The 26,164-nt window shown below is 74.2% G+C and carries 16 protein-coding genes and 2 pseudogenes; 9 read left to right on the top strand and 9 right to left on the bottom strand.

All coding sequences use genetic code 11. The features are described 5' to 3' along the window. Window positions 1-90: 90 nt before the first annotated feature. The 3 genes and pseudogenes from IF45_RS0111025 to IF45_RS0111035 form a co-directional block, all read right to left on the bottom strand. Complete coding sequence (locus IF45_RS0111025) at window positions 91-2,988, bottom strand: laminin G domain-containing protein (RefSeq protein WP_242536797.1); 2,898 nt, start codon at window positions 2,986-2,988, stop codon at window positions 91-93. Between the two features lie 86 nt (window positions 2,989-3,074). Then, window positions 3,075-4,289: pseudogene (locus IF45_RS34405) on the bottom strand (FUSC family protein); the annotation flags it as partial. Between the two features lie 179 nt (window positions 4,290-4,468). Beyond that, window positions 4,469-5,158 carry an MSMEG_1061 family FMN-dependent PPOX-type flavoprotein gene (locus IF45_RS0111035; RefSeq protein ID WP_030307064.1) on the bottom strand — a complete coding sequence of 230 codons (690 nt, stop codon included), beginning with the start codon at window positions 5,156-5,158 and terminating at the stop codon, window positions 4,469-4,471. Window positions 5,159-5,404: 246 nt separating this feature from the next. On the opposite strand from IF45_RS0111035, the gene IF45_RS0111040 reads away from it, so the two are divergent. From IF45_RS0111040 to IF45_RS0111055, 4 genes and pseudogenes are all read left to right on the top strand, one after another. Next, window positions 5,405-6,559, top strand: coding sequence for a FecCD family ABC transporter permease (locus IF45_RS0111040; protein ID WP_030307065.1), 1,155 nt, complete (start codon window positions 5,405-5,407; stop codon window positions 6,557-6,559). Continuing rightward, window positions 6,556-7,704 (top strand): FecCD family ABC transporter permease, encoded by a 1,149-nt coding sequence (locus IF45_RS0111045; RefSeq protein WP_030307067.1) that lies wholly within the window; start codon window positions 6,556-6,558, stop codon window positions 7,702-7,704. The genes IF45_RS0111040 and IF45_RS0111045 overlap by 4 nt, the downstream gene beginning before the upstream one ends. 69 nt (window positions 7,705-7,773) lie before the next feature. Next, window positions 7,774-8,571 carry an ABC transporter ATP-binding protein gene (locus IF45_RS0111050; protein ID WP_008408879.1) on the top strand — a complete coding sequence of 266 codons (798 nt, stop codon included), beginning with the start codon at window positions 7,774-7,776 and terminating at the stop codon, window positions 8,569-8,571. Window positions 8,572-8,892: 321 nt separating this feature from the next. Next, window positions 8,893-9,531 (top strand): annotated as a pseudogene (locus IF45_RS0111055) (LamG domain protein jellyroll fold domain protein); the annotation flags it as partial. Between the two features lie 2 nt (window positions 9,532-9,533). On the opposite strand, the gene IF45_RS0111060 reads toward IF45_RS0111055, so the two are convergent. Continuing rightward, a complete protein-coding gene (locus IF45_RS0111060) occupies window positions 9,534-9,899 on the bottom strand; it encodes a PH domain-containing protein (RefSeq protein ID WP_003949226.1) in 366 nt (121 codons plus the stop codon). Window positions 9,900-10,035: 136 nt separating this feature from the next. Next, on the bottom strand, window positions 10,036-10,389 hold the full coding sequence (locus IF45_RS0111065) for a PRC-barrel domain-containing protein (protein ID WP_008408862.1): 354 nt from the start codon (window positions 10,387-10,389) through the stop codon (window positions 10,036-10,038). 300 nt (window positions 10,390-10,689) lie between these two features. Here IF45_RS0111065 and IF45_RS0111070 point away from each other — a divergent pair, with 300 nt between their 5' ends. Then, window positions 10,690-11,088 carry a hypothetical protein gene (locus tag IF45_RS0111070; RefSeq protein WP_003949228.1) on the top strand — a complete coding sequence of 133 codons (399 nt, stop codon included), beginning with the start codon at window positions 10,690-10,692 and terminating at the stop codon, window positions 11,086-11,088. A 90-nt stretch (window positions 11,089-11,178) separates the two neighbouring features. Here IF45_RS0111070 and IF45_RS0111075 read toward each other — a convergent pair whose 3' ends face one another. Then, window positions 11,179-11,457, bottom strand: a complete 279-nt coding sequence (locus IF45_RS0111075; protein WP_030307071.1) for a hypothetical protein — start codon at window positions 11,455-11,457, stop codon at window positions 11,179-11,181. Window positions 11,458-11,768: 311 nt separating this feature from the next. Here IF45_RS0111075 and IF45_RS0111080 point away from each other — a divergent pair, with 311 nt between their 5' ends. The 4 genes from IF45_RS0111080 (at window position 11,769) to IF45_RS0111095 (ending at window position 24,151) form a co-directional block, all read left to right on the top strand. Continuing rightward, the gene (locus IF45_RS0111080; protein ID WP_030307072.1) at window positions 11,769-22,058 is read left to right on the top strand and encodes a non-ribosomal peptide synthetase; all 10,290 of its coding nucleotides are present in this window, start codon (window positions 11,769-11,771) and stop codon (window positions 22,056-22,058) included. A 76-nt stretch (window positions 22,059-22,134) separates the two neighbouring features. Next, window positions 22,135-22,344 (top strand): MbtH family protein, encoded by a 210-nt coding sequence (locus tag IF45_RS0111085; protein ID WP_003949233.1) that lies wholly within the window; start codon window positions 22,135-22,137, stop codon window positions 22,342-22,344. Then, a complete protein-coding gene (locus IF45_RS0111090; RefSeq protein WP_010644708.1) occupies window positions 22,341-23,363 on the top strand; it encodes a daunorubicin resistance protein DrrA family ABC transporter ATP-binding protein in 1,023 nt (340 codons plus the stop codon). The genes IF45_RS0111085 and IF45_RS0111090 overlap by 4 nt, the downstream gene beginning before the upstream one ends. Beyond that, entirely contained in the window at window positions 23,351-24,151 is an 801-nt protein-coding gene (locus IF45_RS0111095) for an ABC transporter permease (protein WP_030307074.1), read from the top strand. Before IF45_RS0111090 ends, IF45_RS0111095 begins: the two co-directional genes overlap by 13 nt. A 6-nt stretch (window positions 24,152-24,157) precedes the next feature. Here IF45_RS0111095 and IF45_RS0111100 read toward each other — a convergent pair whose 3' ends face one another. From IF45_RS0111100 to IF45_RS0111110, 3 genes are all read right to left on the bottom strand, one after another. Next, complete coding sequence (locus IF45_RS0111100; protein ID WP_030307076.1) at window positions 24,158-24,856, bottom strand: sensor domain-containing protein; 699 nt, start codon at window positions 24,854-24,856, stop codon at window positions 24,158-24,160. Window positions 24,857-25,027: 171 nt separating this feature from the next. Beyond that, window positions 25,028-25,726: a permease prefix domain 1-containing protein gene (locus IF45_RS0111105; RefSeq protein WP_030307077.1), complete on the bottom strand. Its 699-nt coding sequence runs from the start codon at window positions 25,724-25,726 to the stop codon at window positions 25,028-25,030. After that, a complete protein-coding gene (locus IF45_RS0111110; RefSeq protein ID WP_003949238.1) occupies window positions 25,723-26,076 on the bottom strand; it encodes a PadR family transcriptional regulator in 354 nt (117 codons plus the stop codon). The genes IF45_RS0111105 and IF45_RS0111110 overlap by 4 nt, the downstream gene beginning before the upstream one ends. Window positions 26,077-26,164 lie beyond the last annotated feature (88 nt).

The raw sequence follows: 26,164 nt of genomic DNA on the forward strand, positions 1-26,164 counted from the left end.
GGACAATTCACCGCGCGCATCGGTCATGAGGGCGCGGCTCACCCAGGAAGGTGGGCGGCAGTGCCCTCTGCCGCCCACCGATGAGAGGACTCAGTCGCCTACCGCGGTCTCCACCTGTTCCGCGCTCGCCATGGCTCCCGCCCACAGCCGGATCTCGGCGATACGGGCGGGGAGGAAGTGCTTCCAGGCGCCGCCGGCGAAGGCCTTGCCGAGTGCGAAGTCGCCGCTGCCGATCTTCGCGGTGTAGACCTTGGCGTCGCCGTTCCTGCCGTAGCCGATGTAGAGGCTGATCGTGCCGTCCACCGAGTCGTGCACACCGGTCAGGCGTGCTGAACTGTCGACACTCGCGACCTCTTCAGAAGCCACCGAGGAGAACTTGCCGTCCGCCTCGAGCCGGCCGAAGTGCCACAGGCCGACCGGGACAGTGACCTCCTCCAAGGTTTCCTCGTCCAGAACGGTCTGCTTTTCGGTCAGTTGGAACCAGAGACCCCAGGCGGAGCCGTCCGCCGTCCGCTGACCGGCCACCTGGCCGATGTACCCGATGTCCTTGGTCAGCAGCTTGGCCGCATCGAGGGTCACGCCAGTGGTCACCGTGAAGGACCCGCTGCCGTCGACCAGCGGACCAGGAGCAGTCGCCGTGTCGTCCACGCCGTCCAGGACAATCTCCTCACCCGCCACGGTGGCCCCGCTCAGCGTCAGACGCTTGCCGTACCCGGAGGTGGTGTCGTTGACGGCGCCACCGTCAACGCCGCGCGCAGGGTTCCAGTCGGCGATCAGTTCCGTGCCGGCGTACTGGCCGGAAATGAGCAGGCGAGCCTCGTCATGGACCTCGTCGGGCGTCAAGGCACGTTGCCACGCGACCACTTCGTCGATCTCACCCTTGAAGGAGTCGGTGTAGGCATCGGCGTACATGACGCGCCCGATCTCCAGGCTTCCTTCCGCGGACCACGGTGTACCGGCGTCGACCTCGGCCTGGCGCACGCCGTTCACGTAAAGGGTCAGCTTCTTGTCAGTCGCGTCGTGCACGGCCGCCACATGGGTCCACACGCCCTTCGGGTGCGCCTCGACAGCCGCTGCCTCCCTGGAGAAGGTGCCCTCGCTGGAGAACGCCCGGATACTCCACTTACCTCCGTAGGAGATGACGAACGGGCTGTATTTCTTCGTGAAGGGATACGGGCTCGACGGCGACTGGCTGAGAACCGAAACCGTCTTCGTGGCGGAGGGGTCGACCCTGACCCACGCGGAGACGGTGTACGAGGAACGTGTCTCCAGTACGGGCCCCGCCGTGGCCGCGTGACCGGTGGTGCCGTTCAGCTCCAGCCCCTTGTCCTCGGCGGGTGACGCCAGCGGCTCTCCCTTCGCGTCGTGCGTGACCAGACCCCGCCGGCCGTGATCTGTGCGAACCGCTCCGGCACTCAGCGTCGCGTCGTCCTTGCCGTCGGCGGTGGCGGAGTCGACCGCGGCACCGCTCGCCTCGTCGAAGTGGTAGCGAGCCACCGGGCCGTCTCCTGCGGCGACCACGAAGTCCACCGCGTTCCAGGCCCCGTAGCGACCCACCTTGTCCTTGGCTCTGGCCCACAAGGTGTGCGTGCCCGGGCGACTCGGGACCAACGGCACGAGGGCCGTCGCGCCCTCTGCGGTCGGCCAGGTACTCATCCCGGAAAGGGTGTACTGATATGACACCACCCCGGTGTCCCCAGCCGCAGGCTGGAGCACGAAGGCGGACCTCTGCCCAGGTCCGCCCCTGGCGGGACAATCGTTCGGAAGGCATTCCTTGTAGGGGATGTTCAGTTTGATGTTCGGGGGCCTGGGGGCGGTCGGGTCCACCTTGAAGTAGCAGAATCCGCTGGTGGAGCCGTTCGACGGACCGGACAGGAAGCTCTTGCCGCCGTTGTAGTACGACTGGGTCCAGGCCCGGTACCGGTACAAGGTGCCCTCGGTCAGCGTCGACCACGACATGGTCTGCCTCTTGCCGTCCGCCACGTACCCGGTGGAGGGCCGCTCGTTGCCGTTGCCTGCGCTGGTGTCGGCCCAGCTTCCGTCGCTCTTCTTGTTGTCGATGTCGAAGTAGATCCGCAGCTGGGCGTCCTCCTCCCCGCCGGACTTCGTCTGCGTGGTCGCGCTCAGCAACGGTGTCGGGTCCGAGACGATGGACGGGTTCGATTCCGTGGTCAAGCACACCGTGCCCGAGCCTGTCACCAGGCCGATCCCGGTCGGCTTGTCCGGGATGCCGACAAAGTCGACCTCCAGCACAGCGTCGTTTTTGAACCGCTTCCACGCCGCCGTGTCGGTCTCGTCGTGGGCCTTGATCATCAAGGTCAGACGGCTGAACTTGCCCGCCGCGAAGTCACGGACCGTCGGCGTGAGGTTCTCATTCGACTCGTCCGGATTGTCGTTGAACTCGATCTCCGCATTCGGCAGGCCTGGACTGCACAGATCTCCCCGTCCGGCGGAGACGTGACGGTCGCCCATCGTGTCCCAGCCCATCGGCCGTGATGCCCAGGTCGTCGACGAGGAGATGTTCTCCTTGGTGCGTACGAGGTCGACCCACCGCGGTTCGCACTGGAACGCCCAGGGCTCGGTCACCCTGAAGGTCGCGTCGAGGACTTTCTTGCCCTTCAGCTTCGCGGGTGAGAACTCGAAGTACAGGCGCTGCACATAGCCGGGGCCGCAGTAGTAGTTGTTCCACACCCCGCACTTCCCGGCGCCCTTGCCGAGGTCGTCCTCACCGTTGCCCCAGGCGTAGTCCTCGTATCCGTCGGAGCGCAGCAAGGTGCGCTCCGACTCGCCCCACGTCACCGGGGGATCGATGAACAGCGGGTAGACCGAGGCGTCCTTCTCCCCCATCATCTCCGCGTCCGGAACGATCGACAGAAATGTCTCCTCCACCTCGACATCCATCTTGGTGAACTTGTCGCCCTGCACGGGCTCCAGACCGGAGCCGGAAGGCGCGGCCTCGGCAGGATCAGAGGGCTCCTTCTCGTCCACCGTGGCGCGCGAAGCTCCCTTCGCGGCGGAGGAGGCAGGCGAAAGCGTCTTGCCGGCCGAGTTCCACATCTGGGCAGGGGGAGACCTGAAGACCGTGACCCGTTCTCGGCGCTGTTGCCGAGGACGTCGGCGGTGTAGCGGCACTCCTCGGAGAGGCGGGTGGCCTCCACGACCAGGACGCCGTACGGCTCGGTCGGGTCGGTGAGGGAGAGGCCGCGGTCCTCGGTGGTCCGCACGACCTCGCGGCGGCACCGCTCCAGGCCGTCGGCGGCCTCGTCCAGCCGGCCGGCCTGGTCGCGGAGGTGGTCCTCGTCGAGGGTGGCGAGGATCTCGGTGAAGTCGACGACGGAGGAGAGGAAGGTGGCGTAGGCGCGGAGGAAGGGGGCGTAGTCCCGGTCGGGGCCGCTCTCCTCCTCCTGCTGCTTCTCGTCCTGGTGCTGCAGGTCGAGGCTGCGGGTGATCGCGGTGACCTGGGAGATCATCCGGACCAGCGCCTCCATGGTCCGGTCGTACGCCTCGAAGGTGAGGGTGCCCCGGCGCCGGCGGGCCCAGGGGTGGGGGTTGAGGCGCAGGCTCTCGCGGGCGGTGCGCAGGCCCTCGCGGGACTGGGAGATCAGGGTGCCGGTGCGGTCCGCGCGGTCCCGCCAGCCCTGGGTGGTGTCCGCGTCGGGGGCGCCCTCGCCCAGCTCCGGCGCCATGGTGTCGAGCAGGTCGTGGATTTCCTGGGCCAGGGCGCGGATGCCCCACTCGGCGCTGCGGTAGCGCAGGGGCGGGGCGATCAGCACGTTGACGCCGACGCCGACGGCGGAGCCGATGAGGACCAGCAGCACGATCTGGCCCAGCTCCTTGACCTGGTCGGTGTCGCTGGAGGCGCCGGTGTACGTGGCGAAGGCGAAGAAGGCGGCGGTGGCGACCTGGGAGCCCTGGGCGCCCAGCAGCCGCCAGCGGCTGATGACCAGGGCGACCAGTGCCACCAGCGCGAAGGTGACCAGGTCGGGCCCGGCGGAGAGGCCGAGGACGGCCTGCACGGCGACCCCGGCCGCCACCGCGCCGACGTACCGCAGGGACTGCACCACCGACTGGTAGACGGTGACCTGCACCATCAGCACGGCGGAGAAGGGGGCGAAGGCGGGCGAGGTCGCGTCCATCAGTTCGTAGGAGACGAACCAGGAGACGGTGGCGGCCAGCGCGGACTTCAGGATGAGGAGCAGGGAGCGGCGGGCGCTGCTCTCCGGGCGGCGGAGCCGGCGGCCCCAGTCGGCCACCCGCTCCCACTTCTCCCGGGTGGCCGTGTCGCTCATGGCATCCTCTCGGCGGTCGGTGGGCAGGGCGTCCCGCGCGCCTGCCCACCGACCGCTCCGGCATGCGGCACGGAGGCGGCCGGGTGCCGCGTGGTGACGGTCCTCGCTCGGACCCTGGCACCGGCCGGGCCGTCCCGCCCGCCGGGAGCGCCCGGGGAGTGACCCGGGCGCCGGAGCCGTCAGGCGGGGGAGGTGCCGCCCGCCGCGTTCTCCCAGGTGTCCGGGGACCAGATGCCGGAGCGGCGCAGGGAGGCGGGGCAGTGGCGGTAGATCTCGTCGATCTCGACGACCAGGGCCAGCTTGGGGCGCTGATTCTTCTCCACCAGGGCGTCGAAGAACGGGGCGTCGGTGAGGATGCGGGCGCGGCCGTTGATCCGCAGGACGTCCATGACGCCGGGGACCAGGTAGAGCAGGCCGACGTGCGGGTTGGTGAGGATGTTCCGGAAGCTGTCGCCGCGCCGGTTGCCGGGGCGGTCGGGCAGGGCGAGCGTGCCCGGGTCGACGACGTGGGTGAAGCCGGGGACGCCGCCGCGCGGGGAGACGTCGCAGTTGCCCTCGGCGTCGGCGGTGGACAGGGAGCAGAAGGAGGAGCGGGACAGCAGGTCGAGGTCCTGCGCGTCGAGCCGGTCGTGGACCTTGTCGATGACGATCGGGTGCGGGACGCCGAGCAGGGCGTCCAGTTCCTCGACGCCGGTCAGCTCGGTGTACCCGGCGGGCAGCGGGCTCGTCGCCGGGGCCTCGGGGACGAGGGGCGCCGCCGGGACGGCGGGCTCGGTCAGGCCCAGGCCGCGGGCGTCCGGGACCCGGGTGAGGCGGGCGAGGGAGTGGTGGAGGCCGGTGGCGGGAGCCTCGGGCGCGGGGTTCGTCAAGGCGGTCTCCAGGGGGCGTGACGCGGTGGGGCGAGGGCGGTCGGTGCAGCGGGGTGGCCGGAAAAGTGCTGTTAGGCTTACCTTACTTTGGGTTGATGGCAGGTTTGTGGGCAGGGTTGGCCGGTTCTGACCGCGTGCTGGCGTGAGCGGGGGCCGGCGGCCGCACCGGTGCGAACGTCCCGGGGCCTAGAGCAAGGGTGAGATCAGAGTGCATGACCGCGTGACCGGCGCCCCGGCGGCCGGATCGTGAACGGCCCCGCCGACCGCGAGGGCCGCCCCGCCGACCCCTCCGGCACACCCCCGTCCCGTACGCGCTCCACGGCCCTCCTCGACCTGGGCAAGCGGCCGGACGCCGAAGGCGCGACCGCCACCGCCGCACCGCCGCCCCGCCGCTCGGTTCGCAGCAGGCCCGCGCTGGCCGCCGGGCTGGTCCTCGCCCTCGTCGGCCTCGGCCTGACGCTGGTGGCGAGCCTCGCCGTCGGCAGCGGGGACGTGCCCTTCGCCGACGTGCTCGGCACCTTCCTCGACCCGGACGCGGAGAACAAGGCCCAGCTCATCGTCGGCGAGGTCCGCATCCCGCGCACCGTCGCCGGACTGCTCTCCGGGGTCGCGCTCGGGCTCGCGGGCACCGTGATGCAGGGCGTCACCCGCAACCCCATCGCCGACCCCAGCCTCCTCGGCATCAACGCCGGTGCCTCCCTCAGCGTCGTCTTCGCCATCAGCGTGCTCGGCCTCGGCGCCTCGCAGCAGTACCTCTGGTTCGGCTTCCTCGGCGCGCTGATCGCCGCCCTCGTCGTCTACGGCGTCGGCTCGCTCGGCCGCGAGGGCGCCACCCCGGTCAAACTGGCGCTCGCCGGAGCCGCCACCACGGCCGTGCTGACCTCGCTGACCACCACCATGCTGCTCACCGACCGGCAGAGCTACGACCAGTTCCGGTTCTGGCAGATCGGCGCGCTCAACACGCGCTCGGTGGAGGTGCTCTCCGAGGCCGCGCCGTTCATCGTCGTCGGCGGCCTGCTCGCCCTCACCCTCGGCTCGCAGCTCAACGCGCTGGCCCTCGGCGACGACCTGGCGCGCGGCTTCGGCCAGCGGGTCGGCCTGGTCCGGGGCGTCTCGGCGGTCGCCGTCGTGCTGCTCTGCGGCGCCTCCACGGTGGTCGCCGGGCCCATCGGCTTCGTCGGCCTCGCCGTCCCGCACATCGCCCGGCTGGTGACCGGGCCGGACTACCGCTGGGTCCTCCCGTACAGCATGGTGCTCGCTCCCATGCTGCTCCTGTGGGCGGACATCGTCGGCCGGGTCGTGGCCCAGCCCGGCGAGGTGCAGGTCGGCGTGGTCACGGCGGCGCTGGGCTGCGTCCCCTTCATCTGGCTGGTACGGCGGCGGAAGCTGGTGGAGCTGTGAGCGACCGGGCTACTTCTTCCTTCGAGAAGGCGGACGCCGAGAAGGCGGACGCCGAGAAGGCGGCTCCCGCGCGGACGGACGCCTCCCCGCTCCACGTCTCCGAGGCGGTCCTCGCCGAGGCGGCGCGGACGGTCGCCGGGGCGCGGCGGCGGGGCGGGCGCCGGTCGGTGCTGGTCGGGCTGGTGCTCGCGCTGGCCGCCTTCGCGGTCTTCGCGGTGTCGCTCAGCGTCGGCGACATGGTGATCCCGCTCGCCGACGTCCTCGCCACCCTCTTCGGCGGCGGCGACGCCGGTGCGCAGTTCGTCGTCCTCGAACTGCGGCTGCCGCGTGCGCTGCTCGCCGTGCTGGTCGGCGCCGGGTTCGGCATGGCCGGCGCGGTCTTCCAGACGGTGCTGCGCAACCCGCTGGCCAGCCCCGACGTCATCGGCATCAGCTCCGGCGCCTCCGCCGCCGCCGTCACCGCCTCCATGGTCTTCGCCGTCTCCGGGCTCGCCCTCTCGGCGAGCGCCCTGCTCGGCGCGCTGATCGCGGGCACCCTCATCTACCTGCTGGCCTGGCGCAAGGGCGTGGTCGGGGCGCGGCTCGTCCTGGTCGGCCTCGGCGTCGGCTTCGGGCTCAACAGCCTCGTCTGGTACCTGATGTCGCGCGCCGAGGTCACAGGCGCGCAGAACGCCCTGCTCTGGCTCACCGGCAGCCTCAACGGCCGCTCCTGGAACCAGGTGTGGCCGCAGCTGATCGCGCTGGCGGTGCTGGTCCCGCTGACCTTCGCCGCCGCCCGCGCCCTGCCCGCGCTCCAGCTCGGCGACGACACGGCCTCCGGGCTGGGCGCGCGGGCCGAACGCAACCGGCTGGCCCTGCTGGCCTGCGGCGTGGCGCTCGCCGGGGTGTCGACGGCGGCGGCCGGGCCGGTCGCCTTCGTCGCCTTCGTCGCGGCGCCGGTCGCCCGGATGCTGCTGCCCGGCCGGGGCGCGGTCCTGCCGCACGCGGCGCTGGCCGGGGCGCTGCTCGTCCTGCTCGCCGACTTCGCCGCCCAGCACGCGCTGCCCGGCACCCAGCTCCCGGTCGGCGTGGTCACCAGCGTGGTCGGCGCCCCGTACCTGCTGTGGCTGCTGGCCCGCGCCAACCGGGTCGGTCGCGGTGGCTGAGCGGGTGGCCCGCGAGCGGCGGGCACGAGGCCGGCAGACCACGGGTACAGGCAGAGAGGAATGCGTCCGATGAGTGCGGAGCACACGCTGGAGGCGCGGGACGTCCGCATCGGCTACGACGGGCGCGAGATCGTCCCCGGGCTGAGCGTGAAGATCCCGCCCGGACGGTTCACGGTGATCGTCGGGCCCAACGCCTGCGGCAAGTCCACGCTCCTGCGGGCGATGGCGCGGCTGCTCGCGCCGACCTCGGGGGCGGTGCTGCTCGACGGGCGGCCCGTCCAGCAGACGCCGACGCGCGAGGTGGCCTCCGTGCTGGGCATCCTGCCGCAGTCCCCGGTGGCGCCCGAGGGCATCACCGTCTCCGACCTGGTCGCCCGGGGCCGCTACCCGCACCAGGGCTGGTTCCGGCGCTGGACCGCCGAGGACGACGCGGCGGTCGGGGCCGCGCTGCTCTCCACCGACGTGCTCGACCTGGCCGAACGTCCCGTCGACGAACTCTCCGGCGGCCAGCGGCAACGCGTCTGGATCGCCATGGCCCTCGCCCAGCGGACCGACATCCTCCTCCTCGACGAGCCCACCACCTTCCTCGACGTCGCCCACCAGATGGACGTCCTCGACCTCCTCACCGACCTCAACCGCGAACGCGGCGTGACCCTCGTCGCCGTCCTCCACGAACTGAACATGGCCTGCCGGTACGCCGACCACCTCATCGCCATGAAGCAGGGGGAGGTGGTCGCGGAGGGGGCGCCCTCGGACATCGTGACCGAGCAACTCGTCTCCGACGTCTTCGGCATGCGCTGCTCAGTCGTGCCCGACCCGGCCTCCGGGACTCCGCTGGTGGTGCCGCTGGGGCGGCACCACGTCTGAGTTCCAGGGGCTCTCAACCGCCTTTCGCGGCCGGGGCTTTCACGCTCTCACCGGAGAAGCGAGGCTGTGAGGACCTCCGGACGGGGAAACTCCTGGCGGCCTTTCCGGCATTGGGCGCGTATGCCATGGCATATGCCGCATAGCGGTGGCGATGTGACCTACAACCCTTTGACGCCTTGGCTCACGCACAGTTAACTCTCGTCACTTGTGAAAGTTTCTTGAGACTCTGGGGTTGGGGCTGTGGAGTTCAGGTGGGGGCATTGTCATGCCGGAAAACGAAGAACCTCGTCACGCGGGGGAGCTGAGAGAGCAGTCGGCCTGATGCTGGCCGGGGCGCTGACGGGTGCACTGGTTCAGGTGCCGTACGTGGCACAGGCGGCTTCGGAGTCCGAGCCGGCGGAGTTGTCGGAGGGGCAGGAAGCGCTTGCCGCTGCGGTGGAGTCCGGCGAACGGGTCGAGGTGCTGGGCCAGCGTTCGGAACGGACAACGGTCTACGCGAACCCGGACGGCTTCACCTTCACGTTGCAGGAGTCGTCGATTCCCGTGCGGGTGTCCAAGCCAGGGGGTGGCTGGCAGGCGCCCGACGCCACGTTGGTGAGGCATGAGGACGGCTCGGTGGGTCCCAAGGCCGCCGCTCCGCAGATTCTCTTCTCGGGCGGGGGCGAGAAGGAGCCGCTGGCGAGCATCGCAAGCCAGGGGAAATCCCTGGAGCTCAGCTGGCCTGAGGCTCTGCCCCGGCCGGTGCTGGAAGGTGCCAGCGCGGTGTATCCGGAGGTGCTGCCGGATGTGGACCTGAAGGTCACCGCCACGGCGGAGAGTTTCCAGCACGTCTTGGTCGTGAAGACGCCCGAGGCGGCGGCGAGCGAGAAGCTCAAGAAGCTCACGTTCGGCCTCAAGACGACCGGGCTCGATCTTGAGGAGGGAGCGACCGGGAACCTGACCGCGGTCGATGCCAACGGCAACTAGCGGGTCACGAACTGCGTGAGGATCGCCTGCACCTCGTAGATGTCCACGCCCTTGGTGAACGTCTTCTGCACCGGCGTCGTCGCCCCGGACAGCCAGATCTTCAATTCCGCGTCCAGGTCGAACGTCCCCGCCGTCTCGACGGCGAAATGCGTGATGCTCCGGTACGGGATCGAGTGGTACTCCACCTTCTTGCCGGTGATCCCCTGCTTGTCGACGAGGATCAGCCGCCGGTCGGTGAAGAGAATCGTGTCCCGGATCAGCAGGTACGCCGCGTGCACCTGCTCCCCCTGCCCGAGCAGCCGCGCGTACTCCTGCTGCGCCGACCCCGGATCGACCGTGTGCGCGTTCCCGAACAATGCCATGACGCCCCCTCTTCTTTCTCCTGCTCTGTTCCGTCCCCGGATCATGCCCTGCGAAGTCTCCCCAGGGAAGCCCACGGAAATAGGGGGCGCACCGGAAACGAATCCGGTACGCCCCCCACTTCGGCGGACGGGCCGCTCACAGCGGGCGGTGGCCGCCGTAGTAACCGCCCAGCTGGTCGTGGTACTGCGCGTCCCCGGCGTGGCGGTCCTTGTCGAATTCCGGGGAGTTCTTGATCTGCTCCTTGGTCAGCTCCACGTGGATCTTGCGCTCGGCGCTGTCCACGGTACGCACGGTGCCCGCGGGGAGCATGACGTGCTTTCCGAAGATCCACACCCCGGTGTCGACGACCAGGTAGGCGGAACCGACCTCGTCCGAATGCTTGTCGACCTTGCCTATCGTGCCGTCGGTCGCCTCGACCTTGTACCCGATCAGGTCGGTCCCGGCGGTGTGCCCGGCCGTCGGCTGATAACCCCAGATTCCGTCAGACATACATTCCTCCTCGGTTCGCGAATTCACGGCTCGGGCGGCGCGTCCAGCAATTCTCACGGAACTCCGTGGAATTGGTGACGTGCTCGCCATTTCCTTGTCATCGCCGCTCTGAGGAACGCGTGCCCCGCCTTTTCCACATGATTCATCGCCGCGCCCGGAAAAACGGAAAAGCCTCCACGGGGGCCGGGCCCGCCCCTCCGCCCGGCTCCGCCCGACTCCACCCTGTCCGGTCCGCACGGTAGATTCACCGTCGCAACCATGACCGAACGGTGAACACGTCTTCACCAAGGGGGAGTTCTCATGACCAAGCACCACGCGGCACGCATCCTGATCGGCGCCGGCGCCGCCTTCGGCCTCGTCCTCGGCGCCACCGGCGCCGCGAACGCCGCCCCGAGCAACCCGATCAAGACCCAGGGCGGCTACGCCCAGTGGAACGCCGACCCGTCCGGCTCCATCCCCGGCGACTCCATCCGCGCCTGCGACAACACCGCCGACGGCTGGGGCATCGAGGCCTGGCTCGACATCAACCGCGACGGCACCATCGACCGCATCGCCAGCACCCGCGGCCACAACGCCCCGTACTGCACCTCCTGGAAGAGCGGCGACATCCCCGAGGGCACCCCCGTCACCGTCTACGCCGTCACCGTCAACGGCGGCATCGTCCTGGAGAAGGGCGGGGCACTCTGGTCGAAGGCGTGACCCTGAGGCCGGGGCGCGGCCCAACTGGGGCCACACCCCGGCCACTTCACTCCCTTGCGGGGGTGAGGGGGCGCGGGGAGACGTGGTGGGTCAGGGGCGTATCGAGCAGACCGCCAGGAGGCAGAGGTTGGCGCCCTGGGTGTTGGTGACCCGGGCCGGGTCGTTCGTGCCGGTCGTGCAGTGGGCGAGGAGGCAGAGGTTGGCTCCCTGGACTCCTCGGTAGAGGGAGGTCAGGGGGGTGCGGTCGGGCGCGGCCGGGGTGGACGCGGTGGTGGGGTGAGTGGTGGTGGCCGAGGCCGTGGCTGTTCCGGTGAGGAGGAGGGCGGCGGTGGTCGCGCAGGTGGCGGCCAGGCGGGTGAGGGGGCGCATGGGGCGGCTCCAAAGGGGCTGGGGTGCGCGGTAGTTGTGGTGGGCGCCGTGGGCCCAGGGGGCGCCTGCGGGGGGTTCGGAGCGGGCGCGGGTGCGGTTTGGTGCGGGTGGGGTCACGGGTGCGGAGCATCGAACAGAGGAACGGTGATTCGCCCGGGAGGAGCAGAAATACGGCTGTACGACCGTGGGCTGCGTCACACGGCCAAACCCCTCCGGACAGGGCTCCGAATCGCTTGTTGACTGCCCGTGCGGCGATCTTCGAGAGAGCGCCGCCACCCTCCCCCCTGCCCTCGTTCCGAAGGTGAGCCAGCGTGCCCTCTGTCCCGTCCGACCGCCCGTCCGCCGCGTTCCCGCTGACGGCCGCGCAGCGCGGCCTGTGGTTCGCCCAGCGGCTCGACCCGGACAGCCCCGCGTACAACGTCGCCGAGTACGTCGAGGTGCGCGGGGAGCTGGACGTGCGGGCGCTGCGCCGGGCGGTGCGGCACGTCGAGGAGGAGACCGAGGCGCTGCGGCTGACCTTCGGGGAGCGGGACGGGGTGCCGTGGCAGCGGGTGCGCACGCAGGCCGGGATCGAGGTGCCGGTGAGCGACGTCTCCGGGTACGCCGATCCGCACGCGGAGGCGGTCCGGCGGATGACGGCCGAGCTGGCGCGTCCGGCGGACCTGGCGCGCGGGCCGCTGGTGCGGATGGCGCTGTACCGGCTGGCCGACGGGCACCACCTCTTCCACCAGCAGGTGCACCACCTGGCCGTGGACGGGTACGGGGCGGTGCTGGCCCTGGCCCGGATCGCCGAGGTGTACACCCTGCTGGTGACCGCCCCCGGGGAGCCGGTGCCGGTACGGCCCGCGCCGCTCGGCCCGGTCCTGGCCGACGAGGAGGCGTACGGGAACAGTGAACAGCGTTCCCGCGACGGGGAGTTCTGGGCCGCCTACCTGGACGGCGCCCCTGCCCCGGCCGGGCTCGTTCCCGGAGCTCGCGGGGGGCCCGCGCGCCGGGTGCGGGCGGTCAGCCGGCACCTCGGGGCGGAGGAGGCGGCCGGGCTGCGGGCGGCCGCGAAGCGGGCCGGGGTCGCCTGGCCGGCCTTCCTGATGGCGGCGCTCGGCGTCTGCCTGCACCGCGAACGCGGTCTGGGCGAAGTGGTGCTGGGGCTGCCGGTGACCGGGCGGCGCACCCCGGCCGCGCGGACCACGCCGGCCATGCTCTCCCAGGTGCTGCCGATGCGGCTGGCCGTGTCGCCCGCCGACCGGGTCGCCGACGTCGCCAGGCGGGCGTCGGCCGAGGCGCGCCAGGTGCTGCGCCACCAGCGCTACCCGGCCCAGGAGTTGCGCCGGGAACGGGGGCTGGGCGTACGGGAGGCGCAGGCGGGCCCGGCCGTCAACGTCCTCGCCTTCGACGACACGCTCTCCTTCGGCCCGTCCCCCGCCACCCTGCACAACCTCTCGGTCGGCCCGGTCGAGGACCTGGCCGTGGCGGCGCACGCCTCGTACGGCGACGGCGGGCTCAGCCTCGATCTGCTGGGCGACGCGGACCGGTACGACGAGGCCGGGCTCGCCCGGCACCACGAGGCGTTCTGCCGGATGCTGGCGGCCTTCGCCGAGGACCCGGAGCGGCCCCTCGGCGCCCTGCCGCTGGTCCCGGCGCCGGAGCACGCCCGCCTGGTGCGGCTCGGCACGGGGCCGGTGGCCGAGGGCGGGCCGCTGCCGACGCTGCCCGAGCAGTTCGCGGCCCAGGCGGCGCGGACGCCGTGGGCGACCGCCGTGGTGTGCGGGGACGAGCGGCTGACCTTCGCCGAACTGGACGCGCGAGTACGGGCGTTGTCGGTCGAGCTGGCGGCGCGCGGGGCGCGGCCCGGGGAGCGGGTGGCGGTCGGTCTTGAGCGTTCGGCCGACCTGGTCACGGCGCTGCTCGCGGTGTTGCGCTCGGGCGCGGCGTACCTGCCGGTGGACCCGTCGTACCCCGTGGACCGGCTGGCGTACATGCTCCAGGACGCGGCGCCGGTGGCGCTGGTGGCGCGGCCCGGGACGGCGGTGCCGCACGAGGGGCTGGAGCTGGTCGACCCGGCCGCCGTGGTGCCGGGCGGGGACGGCGGGGTGCCGGAGCCGCCGGTGCCGGAGCCGCACGACGCGGCGTACGTCATCTACACCTCCGGTTCCACCGGGCGCCCCAAGGGCGTGGTGGTCGAGCACCGTTCGCTGGCCCAGCTGCTGGAGCACCACCGGCGGGAGGCGCACGCGCTGGCGGCCGAGTCGCTCGGGCGGCGGCTGCGGGTGGCGCTGACCGCCGCCATCTCCTTCGACGCCTCCTGGGACCCGGTGCTGTGGATGCTGGCCGGGCACGAACTGCACCTCGCCGACGACGCCACCCGCCGCGACCCCGAGGCGCTGGCCGCCTTCCTGGCCGCCCGGCGGATCGACGCGGTCGAGACCACCCCCAGCCACCTGCGGCAGCTCCTCGCCGCCGGGCTGCTCGCGGGCGACGGCCACCACCCGCGCGTCCTCGCGCTCGGCGGCGAGCCCGTCGACGACGCCCTGTGGGCCGAACTCCGCGACCACGACGAGCTGATCGTCCTCAACTACTACGGGCCGACGGAGACCACGGTCGACGCGGTGACCGCCCGCGTCACCGGCACCGCCCCCGCCATCGGCCGCCCGGTCGCCGGAGCCCGCGCCTACGTCCTGGACAGCGCCCTGTACCCGATGCCGCTCGGCACCCCCGGCGAGCTGTACCTGTCGGGCGAGGGCGTCGCCCGGGGGTACGCCGGACGGCCCGGCCTGACCGCCCGCCGCTTCCTGCCCGACCCGTACGGCCCGCCGGGCGCCCGCATGTACCGCACCGGGGACCTCGCGCGGTGGCGGCCCGAGGGCACGCTGGAGTTCCTCGGGCGCACCGACGACCAGGTGAAGATCCGGGGCCACCGGGTGGAGACCGGCGAGGTCGAGGCGGCGCTGCGCGCCCTGCCCGGCATCGCCGACGCCGCCGTGGCGCCGGCCGGCCCGGCGGGCGGGGAGCGCCGGCTCGCCGCCTACCTGGTCCCCGGGCCCGGCGGCACCGACCCGGCCGAGGTCCGCGACCTGCTCACCGCCGCCCTCCCCGACCACCTGGTGCCCGCCCTCTACGCCGTGCTGGACCGGCTCCCGCTCACCCCCAACGGCAAGCTCGACACCGCCCGCCTCCCCGAGGCCACGGCGCCCCGCTCGGCGGGCGGCGCCCCGCGCACCGAGGACGAGGAGCGGATGTGCGCGGAGTTCGCCGCCTGCCTCGGGCTCGACGCGGTCGGCCGCGACGACGACTTCTTCCGGCTCGGCGGCCACTCGCTGCTGGCCACCCGGCTGATCGGCCGGGTCCGCGAGGCGTTCGGCGCCGAGGTGGCGATCCGCGCCCTCTTCGACCACCCGACCCCGGCCGGGCTGCTCACCGCCCTCGACCGCACCGCCCCGGCCCTGCCGCCGCTGCGCGCCGCGAGGCCCCGGCCCGCCCGCGTACCGCTCTCCCCGGCCCAGCGGCGGCTCTGGCTGCTGGAGCGGCTGGGCGGCGCCGGGACCGCGTACCACCTGCCGGTCGGGCTGCGGCTGTCCGGGCCGCTCGACCGGGACGCCCTGGCGGCCGCGCTCGGGGACGTGGCCGAGCGGCACGAGAGCCTGCGCACGGTGGTGGCCGAGGACGCGGACGGGCCGTACCAGCGCGTGCGGGAGCCCGCGCCCGTACCGCTCGCCGTGGCGCCGCTGCCGCGCACCGGGTCGCCCGCGCCGGACCCCGAGCCCTTCGACCTGGCGGGTGAACCGCCGCTGCGGGCCCGCCTGTTCACCGACGGCGACCGGGACCACCTGCTGGTCCTCACCTTCCACCACATCGCCGCCGACGGCTGGTCGATGCTCCCGCTCCTCGGCGACCTGGGCGACGCCTACGCCGCGCGCAGAGCGGGCCGCGCCCCCGGACTGACACCGCTGCCCGTCCAGTACGCCGACTACGCGCTCTGGCAGCGGGAGCTGCTCGGTACCCCGGACGCGCCCACCGGGCGGGCCGCGCGGCAGCTCGCGCACTGGCGGGCCGCGCTCGACGGGGCCCCCGCCGAGTCGGCGCCGCCCGCCGACCGCCCCCGCCCGGACCGGCCCTCGGGGCGCGGCGGCGCCGTCCCCGTCACCGTGCCCGCCGCCGTCCACCGGGCCCTGCTGGAGCGGGCCGCCGCCAGTGGCACCAGCCCGTTCATGGTGCTGCACGCCGCGCTGGCCGCCCTGCTGAGCCGGCTCGGCGCGGGCGACGACCTGGTCGTGGGCACGCCGGTGGCCGGGCGGCCCGACGAGGCGCTCGCCGGGCTCGTCGGCTTCTTCGTCAACACCCTGGCGCTGCGCACCGACACCTCGGGCGACCCGGACCTCACCACGCTGCTGGCCCGCGTCCGCGAGGCGGACCTCGCCGCCCTCGCCCACCAGGAGCTGCCCTTCGAGCAGGTGGTGAGCGCCGTGAGCCCGCCCCGCCACCCGGCCCGGCACCCGCTCTTCCAGGTGATGCTGGCCCTCGACAACACGCCCGCCCCGCGCGCCGCCCTGGACGGGCTGACCGTGCGCCGCGACACCGCGACCGGGCGCACCGGCGCCAAGTTCGACCTCACCTGGGACCTCGCCGAACGGCACACCGCCGACGGCGCCCCGGCCGGGATCGGCGGCGAACTGGAGTACAGCAAGGACCTGTTCGACCAGGCGACGGCCGAGCGGTACGCCGCGCAGTTCACGACGCTGCTCACCGCCCTCCTCGACCGGCCGGACACCCCCTTCACCGACCTGCCCTTCCTCGGCGCCCGCGACCGCGCCGCCGCCCTGGACGAGAACGGCCCCATCCGGCCCCCGGCCACCCCCGACTGGACCCTCACCGACGTCCTGGCCACCCGCGCGGCGGCCGACCCGGGCCGTACCGCCGTGGTCGACGCCACCGGCCGGCTCACCTTCGGCGAACTGCAGGACCGCGCCGAACGCCTCGCGCGCCGCCTCGCCGCCGCCGGGGTCCGCCCCGGCGACCGGGTGGCGCTCGCCCTGCCCCGCTCCGCCGCCGTCCTCGCCGCCCTCCTCGGCGTGCTCCGCGCGGGCGCCGTCCACGTCCCCCTCGACACCACCCACCCGCCCGCCCGCAACACCCTCGTCCTGCGCACCGCCGACCCCCGCCTCGTCCTCACCACCGCCACCACCGACGAGGCCGTCCCCGCCACCGGCCACCCCCGCCTCGTCCTCGCCGAGGACCCCGACGACTGGCCGGCCACCGGGCCCCTGCCCGCACCGCCGAGGCCCGAGGACGCCGCCTACGTCCTCTACACCTCGGGCTCCACCGGCCGCCCCAAGGGCGTCGTCGTGGACCACCGCGCCCTCGCCCACCTCTACGCCCACCACCGCGAACACCTCATCGGCCCGGCCCAGGCCGCCGCCGGCGGGCGGCAGCTGCGGGTGGCGCTGACCGCCGCCCTCACCTTCGACGCCTCCTGGGACCCGGTCCTGTGGATGGCGGCCGGACACGAACTCCACCTCGTCGACGACGCCACCCGCCGCGACCCCGAGGCGCTCACCGCCCACCTGCGGGAGCGGGCGGTCGACGTCGTGGAGACCACCCCGTCCTTCGCCGAACTGCTGCGGTCCTGCGGCCTGTTCGCCCCCGGCCACCACCGCCCCCGGGTCCTCGCGCTGGGCGGCGAGGCGGTCACCGAACCCCTGTGGGAAGAACTGGCCGCACTCCCCGACGTCACCGCCTGGAACCTGTACGGCCCGACCGAGGCCACCGTCGACGCCCTCGTCGCGCCCGTCACCGCGGGCACCCGGCCGCACCTGGGCCGCGCCCTGCCCGGAGCCCGCGCCCGCGTCCTCGACGCCCGCCTCGCCCCGGCCGCCCCCGGCGCCACCGGCGAGCTGTACCTGACCGGCCCCGGCCTCGCCCTCGGCTACGAGCGGGCCCCCGCCGCCACCGCCGCCCGCTTCCTGCCCGACCCGTACGGCCCGCCCGGCAGCCGCATGTACCGCACCGGCGACCTGGTCCGGCGCCGCGCGGGGCGGCTCGAATACCTGGGCCGCGCCGACGGCCAGGCCAAGGTACGCGGCTTCCGCGTGGAGACCGGCGAGGTCGAGGCGGCCCTGCTGCGCCACCCCGGTGTCGCCCTGGCCGCCGCCACCGTCCGGCCCGGGCCCGACGGCTCTGGCCGGCTGCTCGCCTGGGCCGTCCCCGCCGAGGGGCACCGCCCCACCGGCCGGGAGCTGCGCGCCCATGTCGCGACCCGGCTGCCGTCGTACATGGTCCCGGCCGCCGTCGTCCCCGTGGCCACGCTCCCGCTCACCGTGCACGGCAAGACCGACTTCGCCGCCCTGCCCGACGCCCCCGGGCCCGAGGCACCCGACGACGGCACCGCCGTGCCGCGCTCGGCCCGCGAGGAGATCCTCTGCGCGCTCTTCGCCGAATGCCTCGGGCAGCCGCACGTCACCCGCGACGACGACTTCTTCGCGCTCGGCGGGCACTCCCTGCTCGCCCTCGGCCTGATCGGCCGCGTCCGCTCCGCCTTCGGCGTGGAGCTGTCCGTCCGCACCCTCTTCGACGCCACCACCCCGGCCGCCCTCGCCGCACGGCTCGACGCGGCCCAGCCCGCCCGGCCGGCCCTGCGCCGCGCCGAACGCCCGGCCCGCCCGCCGCTCTCCCCGGCCCAGCGCCGCCTCTGGTTCCTGCACGGGCTCGACCCGGCCGACGCCTCGTACCACATCCCGGTCGCGGTCCGGCTCGACGGACGGCTGGACCGCGCGGCGCTGCGGGACGCCCTCGCCGACGTCACCGCCCGCCACGAGAGCCTGCGCACCCGCGTCCAGGACCACGAGGGCGAGCCCTGTCAGGCGGTCCTCGACCCCGCCGACGCCCGGCCCGCGCTGCCCACCACCCCGGTGACCGAGGCGGAGGTGGAGGCCGCGCTGCGCGAGGCGGCGGCGCTCCCCTTCGACCTGGCCGCCGATCTCCCGCTCCGCGCCGAGCTGTTCGCCCTCGGCGCCGAACGCCACGTCCTCCTCGTCACCGTGCACCACATCGCCGCCGACGGCTGGTCGATGGGCCCGCTCGCCGAGGACCTGGCCGGGGCGTACGCGGCCCGCACCGCGGGGCGCGTACCGCAGTGGGCGCCGCTGCCCGTGCAGTACACCGACTACACGCTGTGGCAGGCGGACCTGCTCGGCGACCCGGACGACGCGGAATCCGTGGCCGGCCGCCAACTCGCCTACTGGGCAGAGCAGTTGCGAGGCGCCCCCAACGAGGTCCCGCTGCCCGCCGACCGGCCCCGGCCGGCCCGGGCCACCGGGCGGGGCGGCACCGTGGACCTGACGCTGCCGCCCGCCACCACCGAGGCCGTCACGCGGCTGGCGCGGGCCACGGGGACGAGCCCGTTCATGGTGCTGCACGCCGCGCTGGCCGCCCTGCTGACCCGCACCGGAGCGGGCGAGGACCTCACCGTCGGCACGCCCGTCGCCGGACGCACCGACGAGGCCCTCCACCCCCTGGTCGGCTTCTTCGTCAACACCCTGCCGCTGCGCGTCAGCACCGGCGGCGACCCCACCTTCCGCACGCTGCTGGCCCGCGTGAAGGAGACCGACCTCGCCGCCTACGCCCACCAGGACCTCCCCTTCGAGCGGCTGGTCGAGGAGGTCCGCCCGGCCCGCTCCCTCAACCGCCACCCGCTCTTCCAGACCATGCTGACCCTCAACAACACCCGCCCGCCCCGCCTGGACCTGCCCCACCTCGCCGCCACCCTGGACGGCGTCGCGTCCGGCGGGGCCAAGTTCGACCTCTCCTTCAGCCTCCGCGAGGAGGACGGCACGCTCACCGGCACCCTGGAGTACAGCGCCGACCGCTTCGAGCCCGGCACCGCCCGCCGCATCGCCGCCTGGTTCGCCCACCTCACGGCCGCCGCCACCGCCGCACCCGACACCCCCGTGCGCCAACTCCCCCTGCACGGTCCCGAGGAGGAGGCGCGGCTGCTGGCGCTCGGGCGCGGGGAGCCGGGCGAGCCGGTGACCGGCACCGTGCTGGACCGGTTCGCCGCGACCGTCGCCGGTGCGCGGCACGGGGAACCCGCGGTCACCGCGCCCGACGGCACGCTCACCTTCGCCGAACTCGACGCCCGCGCCCGGCACGTGGCGGCGCTGACCGCCTCGGCAGGCGTGGTCCCCGGCGACCGCGTGGCCGTCCTCCTGCCCCGCTCCACCGACTCGGTCGCCGCCCTGCTCGGCGTCCTCGCGGCGGGCGCCGTCCACGTACCGCTCGACCCCGCCCTGCCCGAGGCCCGCCTCGCCGCCGTCCTCGCCGACGCCCGCCCCCGCCTCGCCCTCGCCACGGCCGCGACCGCGCCCCTGCTGCCCGCCGGACAGCCCCGCCTCCTCCTCGACCAGGCGCCCCCGGCCGCACCCGCGCCCACCACCCCGCGCCCCACCCCCGACGACCCGGCCTACCTCCTCCACACCTCCGGCTCCACCGGCACCCCCAAGGGCGTCCTCGTCGGCCACCGTTCCCTCGCCCGGCTCCTCGACCACCACCGGCGCCACCTCTTCGCCCCGGCCGTCCGCGCCACCGGCCGGGCCCGGCTCGCCGTGGCGCTGACCGCCGCGCTCACCTTCGACGCCGCCTGGGACCCGCTCCTGTGGCTGCTCGACGGACACCACCTGCACCTCGTCGACGACCAGGTCCGCCGCGACCCCGAGGCACTGGCCGACGCCGTCCGCACCCACCGCCTCGACGTCCTGGAGACCACCCCCAGCCACACCGCCCACCTGCTCGACGCCGGGCTCCTCGCCGACGGCGCCCACCACCCCGCCGTCCTCGCGCTGGGCGGCGAAGCCGTCCCCGCACCCCTGTGGACCCGGCTGCGCGCCGCCCCCGCCACCCGCTGCCTCAACCTCTACGGTCCCACCGAGGCCACCGTCGACACCCTCACCGCCGACCTCGCCGACACCCCCCACCCCGTCCTCGGCACCCCCGTCACCGGCACCCGCGCCCACGTCCTGGACGCGGCCCTGCGCCCCACCCCGCCCGGCGTCCCGGGCGACCTCCACCTGGCCGGCGACAGCCTCGCCCTCGGCTACCCCGGGCGGCCCGCCGAGACCGCCGCCCGCTTCGTCCCCGACCCGTACGGCCCGCCCGGCAGCCGCATGTACCGCACCGGCGACCGTGCCGTACGGAACGCCGACGGCAGCCTGGTGTTCGCCGGGCGCGCCGACGGCCAGGTCAAGATCCGGGGGTTCCGGGTGGAGACCGGCGAGGTGGCCGCCGTCCTCGAAGCGCACCCGCAGATCGCGCACGCCGCCGTCGTCCCCCACGAGGACCCGGAGGCCGGCACCACCCTCACCGCCCACCTGGTCCCGGCGCCCGGCACCGACCCGAACCCCGAGGAGATCCGCGCCCACGCCACCCGCCACCTGCCCGCCTACATGGTCCCCACCGGCTGGAGCACCCTGGACCGCCTGCCGCTGACCGCGCACGGCAAGCTCGACACCGCCGCCCTGCCCGTCCCCCGCGCCCTCGCCGTGCCCACCGGCGGGCGGGTGCCGCGCACCCCGCGCGAGGACGTGCTGTGCACCCTCTTCGCCGAGGCCCTCGGCGCCGAACGCGTCACCATCGACGACGACTTCTTCGCCCTCGGCGGCCACTCCCTGCTCGCCACCCGCCTCATCGGCCGCATCCGCGCCACCCTCGGCACCGACCTGAGCATCCGCACCCTCTTCGAGGCCCCGACCGTCGCCGCCCTCGCCGGCCGCCTCGACTCCGCCGCCGACGACGACTCCCTCGCCACCCTGCTCCCGCTGCGCACCACCGGCTCCCTGCCGCCCCTGTTCTGCGTCCACCCGGCGGGCGGCCTCGCCTGGCCGTACGCCGGGCTCCTCCCCCACCTCGACCCCAGCCAGCCGCTCTACGGCCTCCAGACCCCCAACCTCGACGGCACCGCCCCCTTCCCCGAATCCATCGAGGAGATGGCCGCCACCTACGCCGCCGAGATCCGCGCCGTCCAGCCGCACGGCCCCTACCGCCTGCTCGGCTGGTCCTTCGGCGGCAACGTCGTCCAGGAGATCGCCGTCCAGCTCCAGGAGGCGGGCGAGGAGGTGGCGCTCCTCGCCATCCTCGACGCCTTCCCCCTCGCCCCCCGGGACGACCTGGACAGCGCACCCCGCGACGCGGTCTTCCGGGCACTGCTCGCCAACCTCGGCGTGGGCGAGGAGGCCGCCGAGGGGAGCGGGGGTGTGGACGCCGCCGCCGTACGCGAGGAGTTCCGCCGGGCCGGCAGCCCGCTCGGCGCCCTCGAACCCGCCACGATCGACGCGATGGTCGACAACTTCGCCGGCCAGGCCCGCCTGATGCGCCGCTACACCCCGCGCACCTTCCACGGCCCCGTCCTCTTCTTCACCGCCACCGAGGGCCGTCCCGCCGACGCCTTCCCGCACGCCCTCTGGGACCCGTACCTCACCGGGCCCCTGCACGACACCCCCGTCGCCTGCGCCCACGCCCAGCTGATGTCCCCGGACGCCCGCGCCACGGTCGGCCCGGTCCTCGCCGAGGCACTGGCGGCGCTGGCCGGGCCGGAGGCCACCCCACCGGCCCCCTGAACCACGTCCCCTTTCCCTGTCTCCCTGTCTCCCTGCTTGTCCCCAGTCCCGCACACCTCTGTCCCCAGGAGTCCCCATGACGAACCCCTTCGACGACCCCCGCACCCACCACCGCGTCCTCGTCAACGACGAGGGCCAGCACGCCCTGTGGCCCTCCTTCGCCGCCGTCCCGGCGGGCTGGGAGGCCGTCTTCGGCCCCGCCGACCAGGACGCCTGCCACGCCTACGTCGAGGAGCACTGGACCGACCTCACCCCGCGCAGCGCCCGCCGCACCGTCGCCGCATGAGCCGCGCCCGCCCCGCACCCCCCGGCGACGGGCCCGCCCTGCGCGCCGAAGGGCTCACCAAGCGCTTCGGCACCAAGCAGGCCCTCGCCGGGGTCGACCTGGACGCCCCGGCCGGCACCGTCCTCGGCCTGCTCGGTCCCAACGGCGCCGGCAAGACCACCACCGTGCGCGTCCTCACCACCCTGCTGCGACCCGACACGGGCCGCGCCTGGGTGGCGGGACACGACGTCCGCACCGCCCCCGAGGCGGTCCGGGCCCGCCTCGGCCTCTCCGGCCAGTACGCCGCCGTCGACGAGAAGCTGACCGGCCGCGAGAACCTGTACCTGGTGGCCCGCCTGTACGGCACGGGACGCGGCCCCGCCCGCCGGCGCGCCGCCGAACTCCTCGACCGCTTCCGCCTGTCGGAGGCGGCCGACCGGCCCAGCGGCACCTACTCCGGCGGGATGCGGCGCCGCCTCGACCTCGCCGGGGCGCTGGTCGCCCGCCCGGCCGTGGTCGTCCTGGACGAACCCACCACCGGCCTCGACCCGCGCGGCCGCGCCGACACCTGGGAGTGCGTACGGGAACTGGTCGCCACCGGCACCACCGTGCTGCTCACCACCCAGTACCTGGAGGAGGCCGACCAACTGGCCGACTCCGTCGCCGTCATCGACCACGGCCGGGTCATCGCCCAGGGCACCGCCGCCGCCCTCAAGTCCCGCGTCGGCGGCGAACGCCTCACCCTCACCCTTCCCGACCCCGCGAGCCGCCCCGGCGCCCTGGACCTCCTCGCGCCGCTCACCCCGCACCGCCCGCACCTCGACCCGCGCACCGGCGTCCTCACCCTCCCCACCGACCACGGCCCCGCCACCCTCGAACAGGCCCTGGCCGCCCTGCGCCACGCCGGCGTCCCCCTCGGCGAGGTCAGCCTCGCGCCGCCGACCCTGGACGACGTCTTCCTCGCCCTGACCGGCCAGGAGACGTCCACGGCGCCCGCCCCCGGCCCCGTACCGACGAAGGAACCCGCATGGCAGCCGTGACCCGCCTCGCCCGGGACGCCACGCTCATCGCCTGGCGGAACCTGCTGAACCTGCGCCGCACCCCCGGCTCGGTCGTCGCCGCCCTGGTCCAGCCGGTGATGTTCGTCCTGCTGCTCTCCTACGTCTTCGGCGGCAGCCTGGGCGGCGACGCCTACCGCACGTACCTGATGGGCGGCATCTTCGCCCAGGCCGTCACCTTCAACGCCGCCTTCACCGCGCTGGGCCTCGCGAACGACCTGGACCGGGGCATCGTCGACCGCTTCCGTTCGCTGCCCATGCCCCCGATGGCGGTGATCCTCGGCCGCACCCTCTCCGACCTGACCATGAGCGCGCTGACCGTCGCCGTCACCTCGCTCTGCGGCCTGTTCATCGGCTGGCGCATCGCCGGGACCCTGCCCGAGGCCGTCCTCGCCTACCTCCTCATCCTCCTCTTCGCCTTCGCCATGTCCTGGGTCGGCGCCACCATCGGCCTCACCGCCCGCAGCGTCGAGGTAGCCCAGAGCGCGGGCCTGATCTGGCTCTTCCCCGTCACCTTCCTCTCCTCCGCCTTCGTCCCCACAGCCACCCTCCCCGCCGCCCTCCAACCGGTCGCCGACTGGAACCCGGTCTCCGCCACCGCCACCGCCCTACGCACCCTCTTCGCCAACCCGGCCCCACCGACCGCCCCCCTCCGCGACACCTGGCCGGTCACCCACGCCCTCCCGTACGCCTTCCTCAGCACCCTCGCGATCACGGCGGTGTTCATGGGGGTGGCGGTACGGAGATTCCGGGCGATGGGACGGGGGTGACGGGGCTCACCCCGCCAGCAGCCCCCGCACCGCCGCCCGGTCCACCCTGTTCAGCGCCCGGACCACGACCGGGGTGAGGAGGACCAGGCCGATGCCGACGAGCGAGGCCGCGCCGATCTGCCAGAAGGACTCCAGGTAGTAGGCGTGGCGGACGCCGGCACCGTCGGTCCAGTCGAAGAGCTGGTAGCCGGGCCAGCCCACGAAGGTCGGGAAGACCCAGGCGTACAGCGGGAGCAGGGCGACCACCCAGCCGGTGAGCAGTAGCGTCAGCGTCACGACGAACGAGGCGATCCGCCACGGGAACATGACGAACTGGAACAGCACGGCCTTCCAGCCGGCCACGTCCGCCAGCCGCCCCTTGATCCCGCCCGCCGGCACCGGCGCGGGCTCCTTCGTCCTCAGCCCCAGCAGGCCCGAGGCCCGGCCCCGCTCCCCCGCGCCCAGCCCCCGCGCCCCGGCCAGCAACGCCACCAGCACGGGGAACCCGACCACGGTGACCGCCAGCCCCGCACCGAGCGAGAAGAGCGTGACCGCCAGGACGAACCCGGCGATCGCCAGCGGAAACGAGGTGAACACGTACCCGTACTCCCGCCAGGCGGCGGCGGAGAGCGGGCCACGGCGTACGGCACCGGCCGGTTGCTCGGAGACGTGCGGCAGCGGGCACGCGGTGGGGATGTCGGCGGTGGGGATGTCGGCGGTGGCCATGGGTGACCTCTAATCCGGGAGGCGGGAGCGGGCGGGGAGGGGACCGGGGCCGTGGTGCGCGGGGCCTCGGTGCGTACTCCACGATGCCGTTCGGGCAGCCCCCGACGACATGGGGCGGCCGGGCGAACCGGGGGTGGGGAAAACCCCCGGTTCAGCTCTGGCCCGCCTCCCTCACGCCACCGCCGGCTCGCGCGACGACAGCCGCGCGCACTCCCGGCAGACGCGGGCCGATCCCGCCACCACGGCGTGGGAGGCGGCCGCGAGCGCCCCGGCCAGCACGGTCAGCGGCCACTGTTCGGCGAGGAAGGCGGCGGTCGCCAGGGTCAGCGTGGTCACCGCCATCGCGACGCTCGCCGCCGTCCCCGTCCAGGCGACCGCCGCCGGCAGCCGCTCGGTCGCCACCGGCAGCCACCGCCCCCACGCCCCCGTGGCCGCCAGTGCCAACGCCGCGAGCACCACCGCGACCGCCGCCGCCGAGGACAGCTGGACCGCCACCTGCTGCGCGAACCCGGAGACCCCGCCCTGCCCGTCCCCGGTACCGCGCACCAGCCACCAACAGGCCACCAGGAACGGCCCGGTGAGCGCGAGCGCCCGCGCGGTGTGCCGGGCCTGCGCCACGGTCAGCTCCCGCTGACAACTCGCCGCCACCTCCGCGACCGACCCGAACTCCGCCACCGCCTCCCGCACCGCCCGCTCCGCCGGAACCCCCGCCGCCTCGTACGCGGCCACGGTCTCGGCCAGCCCGTCCCGCACCTCCACGACCAGCCGCTCCCTCGCCCCGGCCGGCCCACGCAGGGCCGCCGCCAGCTCGACGGCGTACCGCTCGACGGGGTCGTCCAACGGCGGGGGCGGGGCCATGTCCGCGCTCACGTCGCCGCGCCGGTCGCCGCCCCGGGAACGGGCGCCGGGTCGAGTACCGCCCCGATCACCCGCGTGAAGTCCCGCCACGCCGACCGCTCCTCGGCCAGCTGCCGCCGCCCCGCCTCGGTCAACTCGTAACGCCGCCGCTTCCGTTGCCCGACCGCCTCCCAGTCACTGCGCAACAGCCCCACCCGCTCCAGCCGGTTGAGCGCCGGATAGATGGTCCCGGTCCGCAACTCCAGCGCCCCACCGCTGCGTTCCTGCACCGCCGTGATGATCGCGTACCCGTGCAGGGGCCCCGGCTCGACCACCGCGAGCAACAGCCCGTCCAGATGTCCCCGTACCGCATCATGCCTCATACGTAGGCAGCCTACCCAAGGGGACACCCGACGTGCTATCCCTGACCCTGAACGCTTTACGTTGCCAGCCAACCCATTGGCCGCCAAT

Source organism: Streptomyces albidoflavus (assembly GCF_000719955.1).
Classification (GTDB): Bacteria; Actinomycetota; Actinomycetes; order Streptomycetales; family Streptomycetaceae; genus Streptomyces; species Streptomyces albidoflavus.

What these genes read in the sequence shown, in the direction of transcription:
- IF45_RS0111090 (WP_010644708.1), top strand. Translation starts at nt 22,341, where the DNA reads ATGAGCCGCGCCCGCCCCGCACCCCCCGGCGACGGGCCCGCCCTGCGC.
- IF45_RS0111075 (WP_030307071.1), bottom strand. Translation starts at nt 11,457, where the DNA reads ATGCGCCCCCTCACCCGCCTGGCCGCCACCTGCGCGACCACCGCCGCC.
- IF45_RS0111085 (WP_003949233.1), top strand. Translation starts at nt 22,135, where the DNA reads ATGACGAACCCCTTCGACGACCCCCGCACCCACCACCGCGTCCTCGTC.
- IF45_RS0111060 (WP_003949226.1), bottom strand. Translation starts at nt 9,899, where the DNA reads ATGGCATTGTTCGGGAACGCGCACACGGTCGATCCGGGGTCGGCGCAG.
- IF45_RS0111065 (WP_008408862.1), bottom strand. Translation starts at nt 10,389, where the DNA reads ATGTCTGACGGAATCTGGGGTTATCAGCCGACGGCCGGGCACACCGCC.
- IF45_RS0111050 (WP_008408879.1), top strand. Translation starts at nt 7,774, where the DNA reads ATGAGTGCGGAGCACACGCTGGAGGCGCGGGACGTCCGCATCGGCTAC.
- IF45_RS0111070 (WP_003949228.1), top strand. Translation starts at nt 10,690, where the DNA reads ATGACCAAGCACCACGCGGCACGCATCCTGATCGGCGCCGGCGCCGCC.
- IF45_RS0111095 (WP_030307074.1), top strand. Translation starts at nt 23,351, where the DNA reads ATGGCAGCCGTGACCCGCCTCGCCCGGGACGCCACGCTCATCGCCTGG.
- IF45_RS0111100 (WP_030307076.1), bottom strand. Translation starts at nt 24,856, where the DNA reads ATGGCCACCGCCGACATCCCCACCGCCGACATCCCCACCGCGTGCCCG.
- IF45_RS0111110 (WP_003949238.1), bottom strand. Translation starts at nt 26,076, where the DNA reads ATGAGGCATGATGCGGTACGGGGACATCTGGACGGGCTGTTGCTCGCG.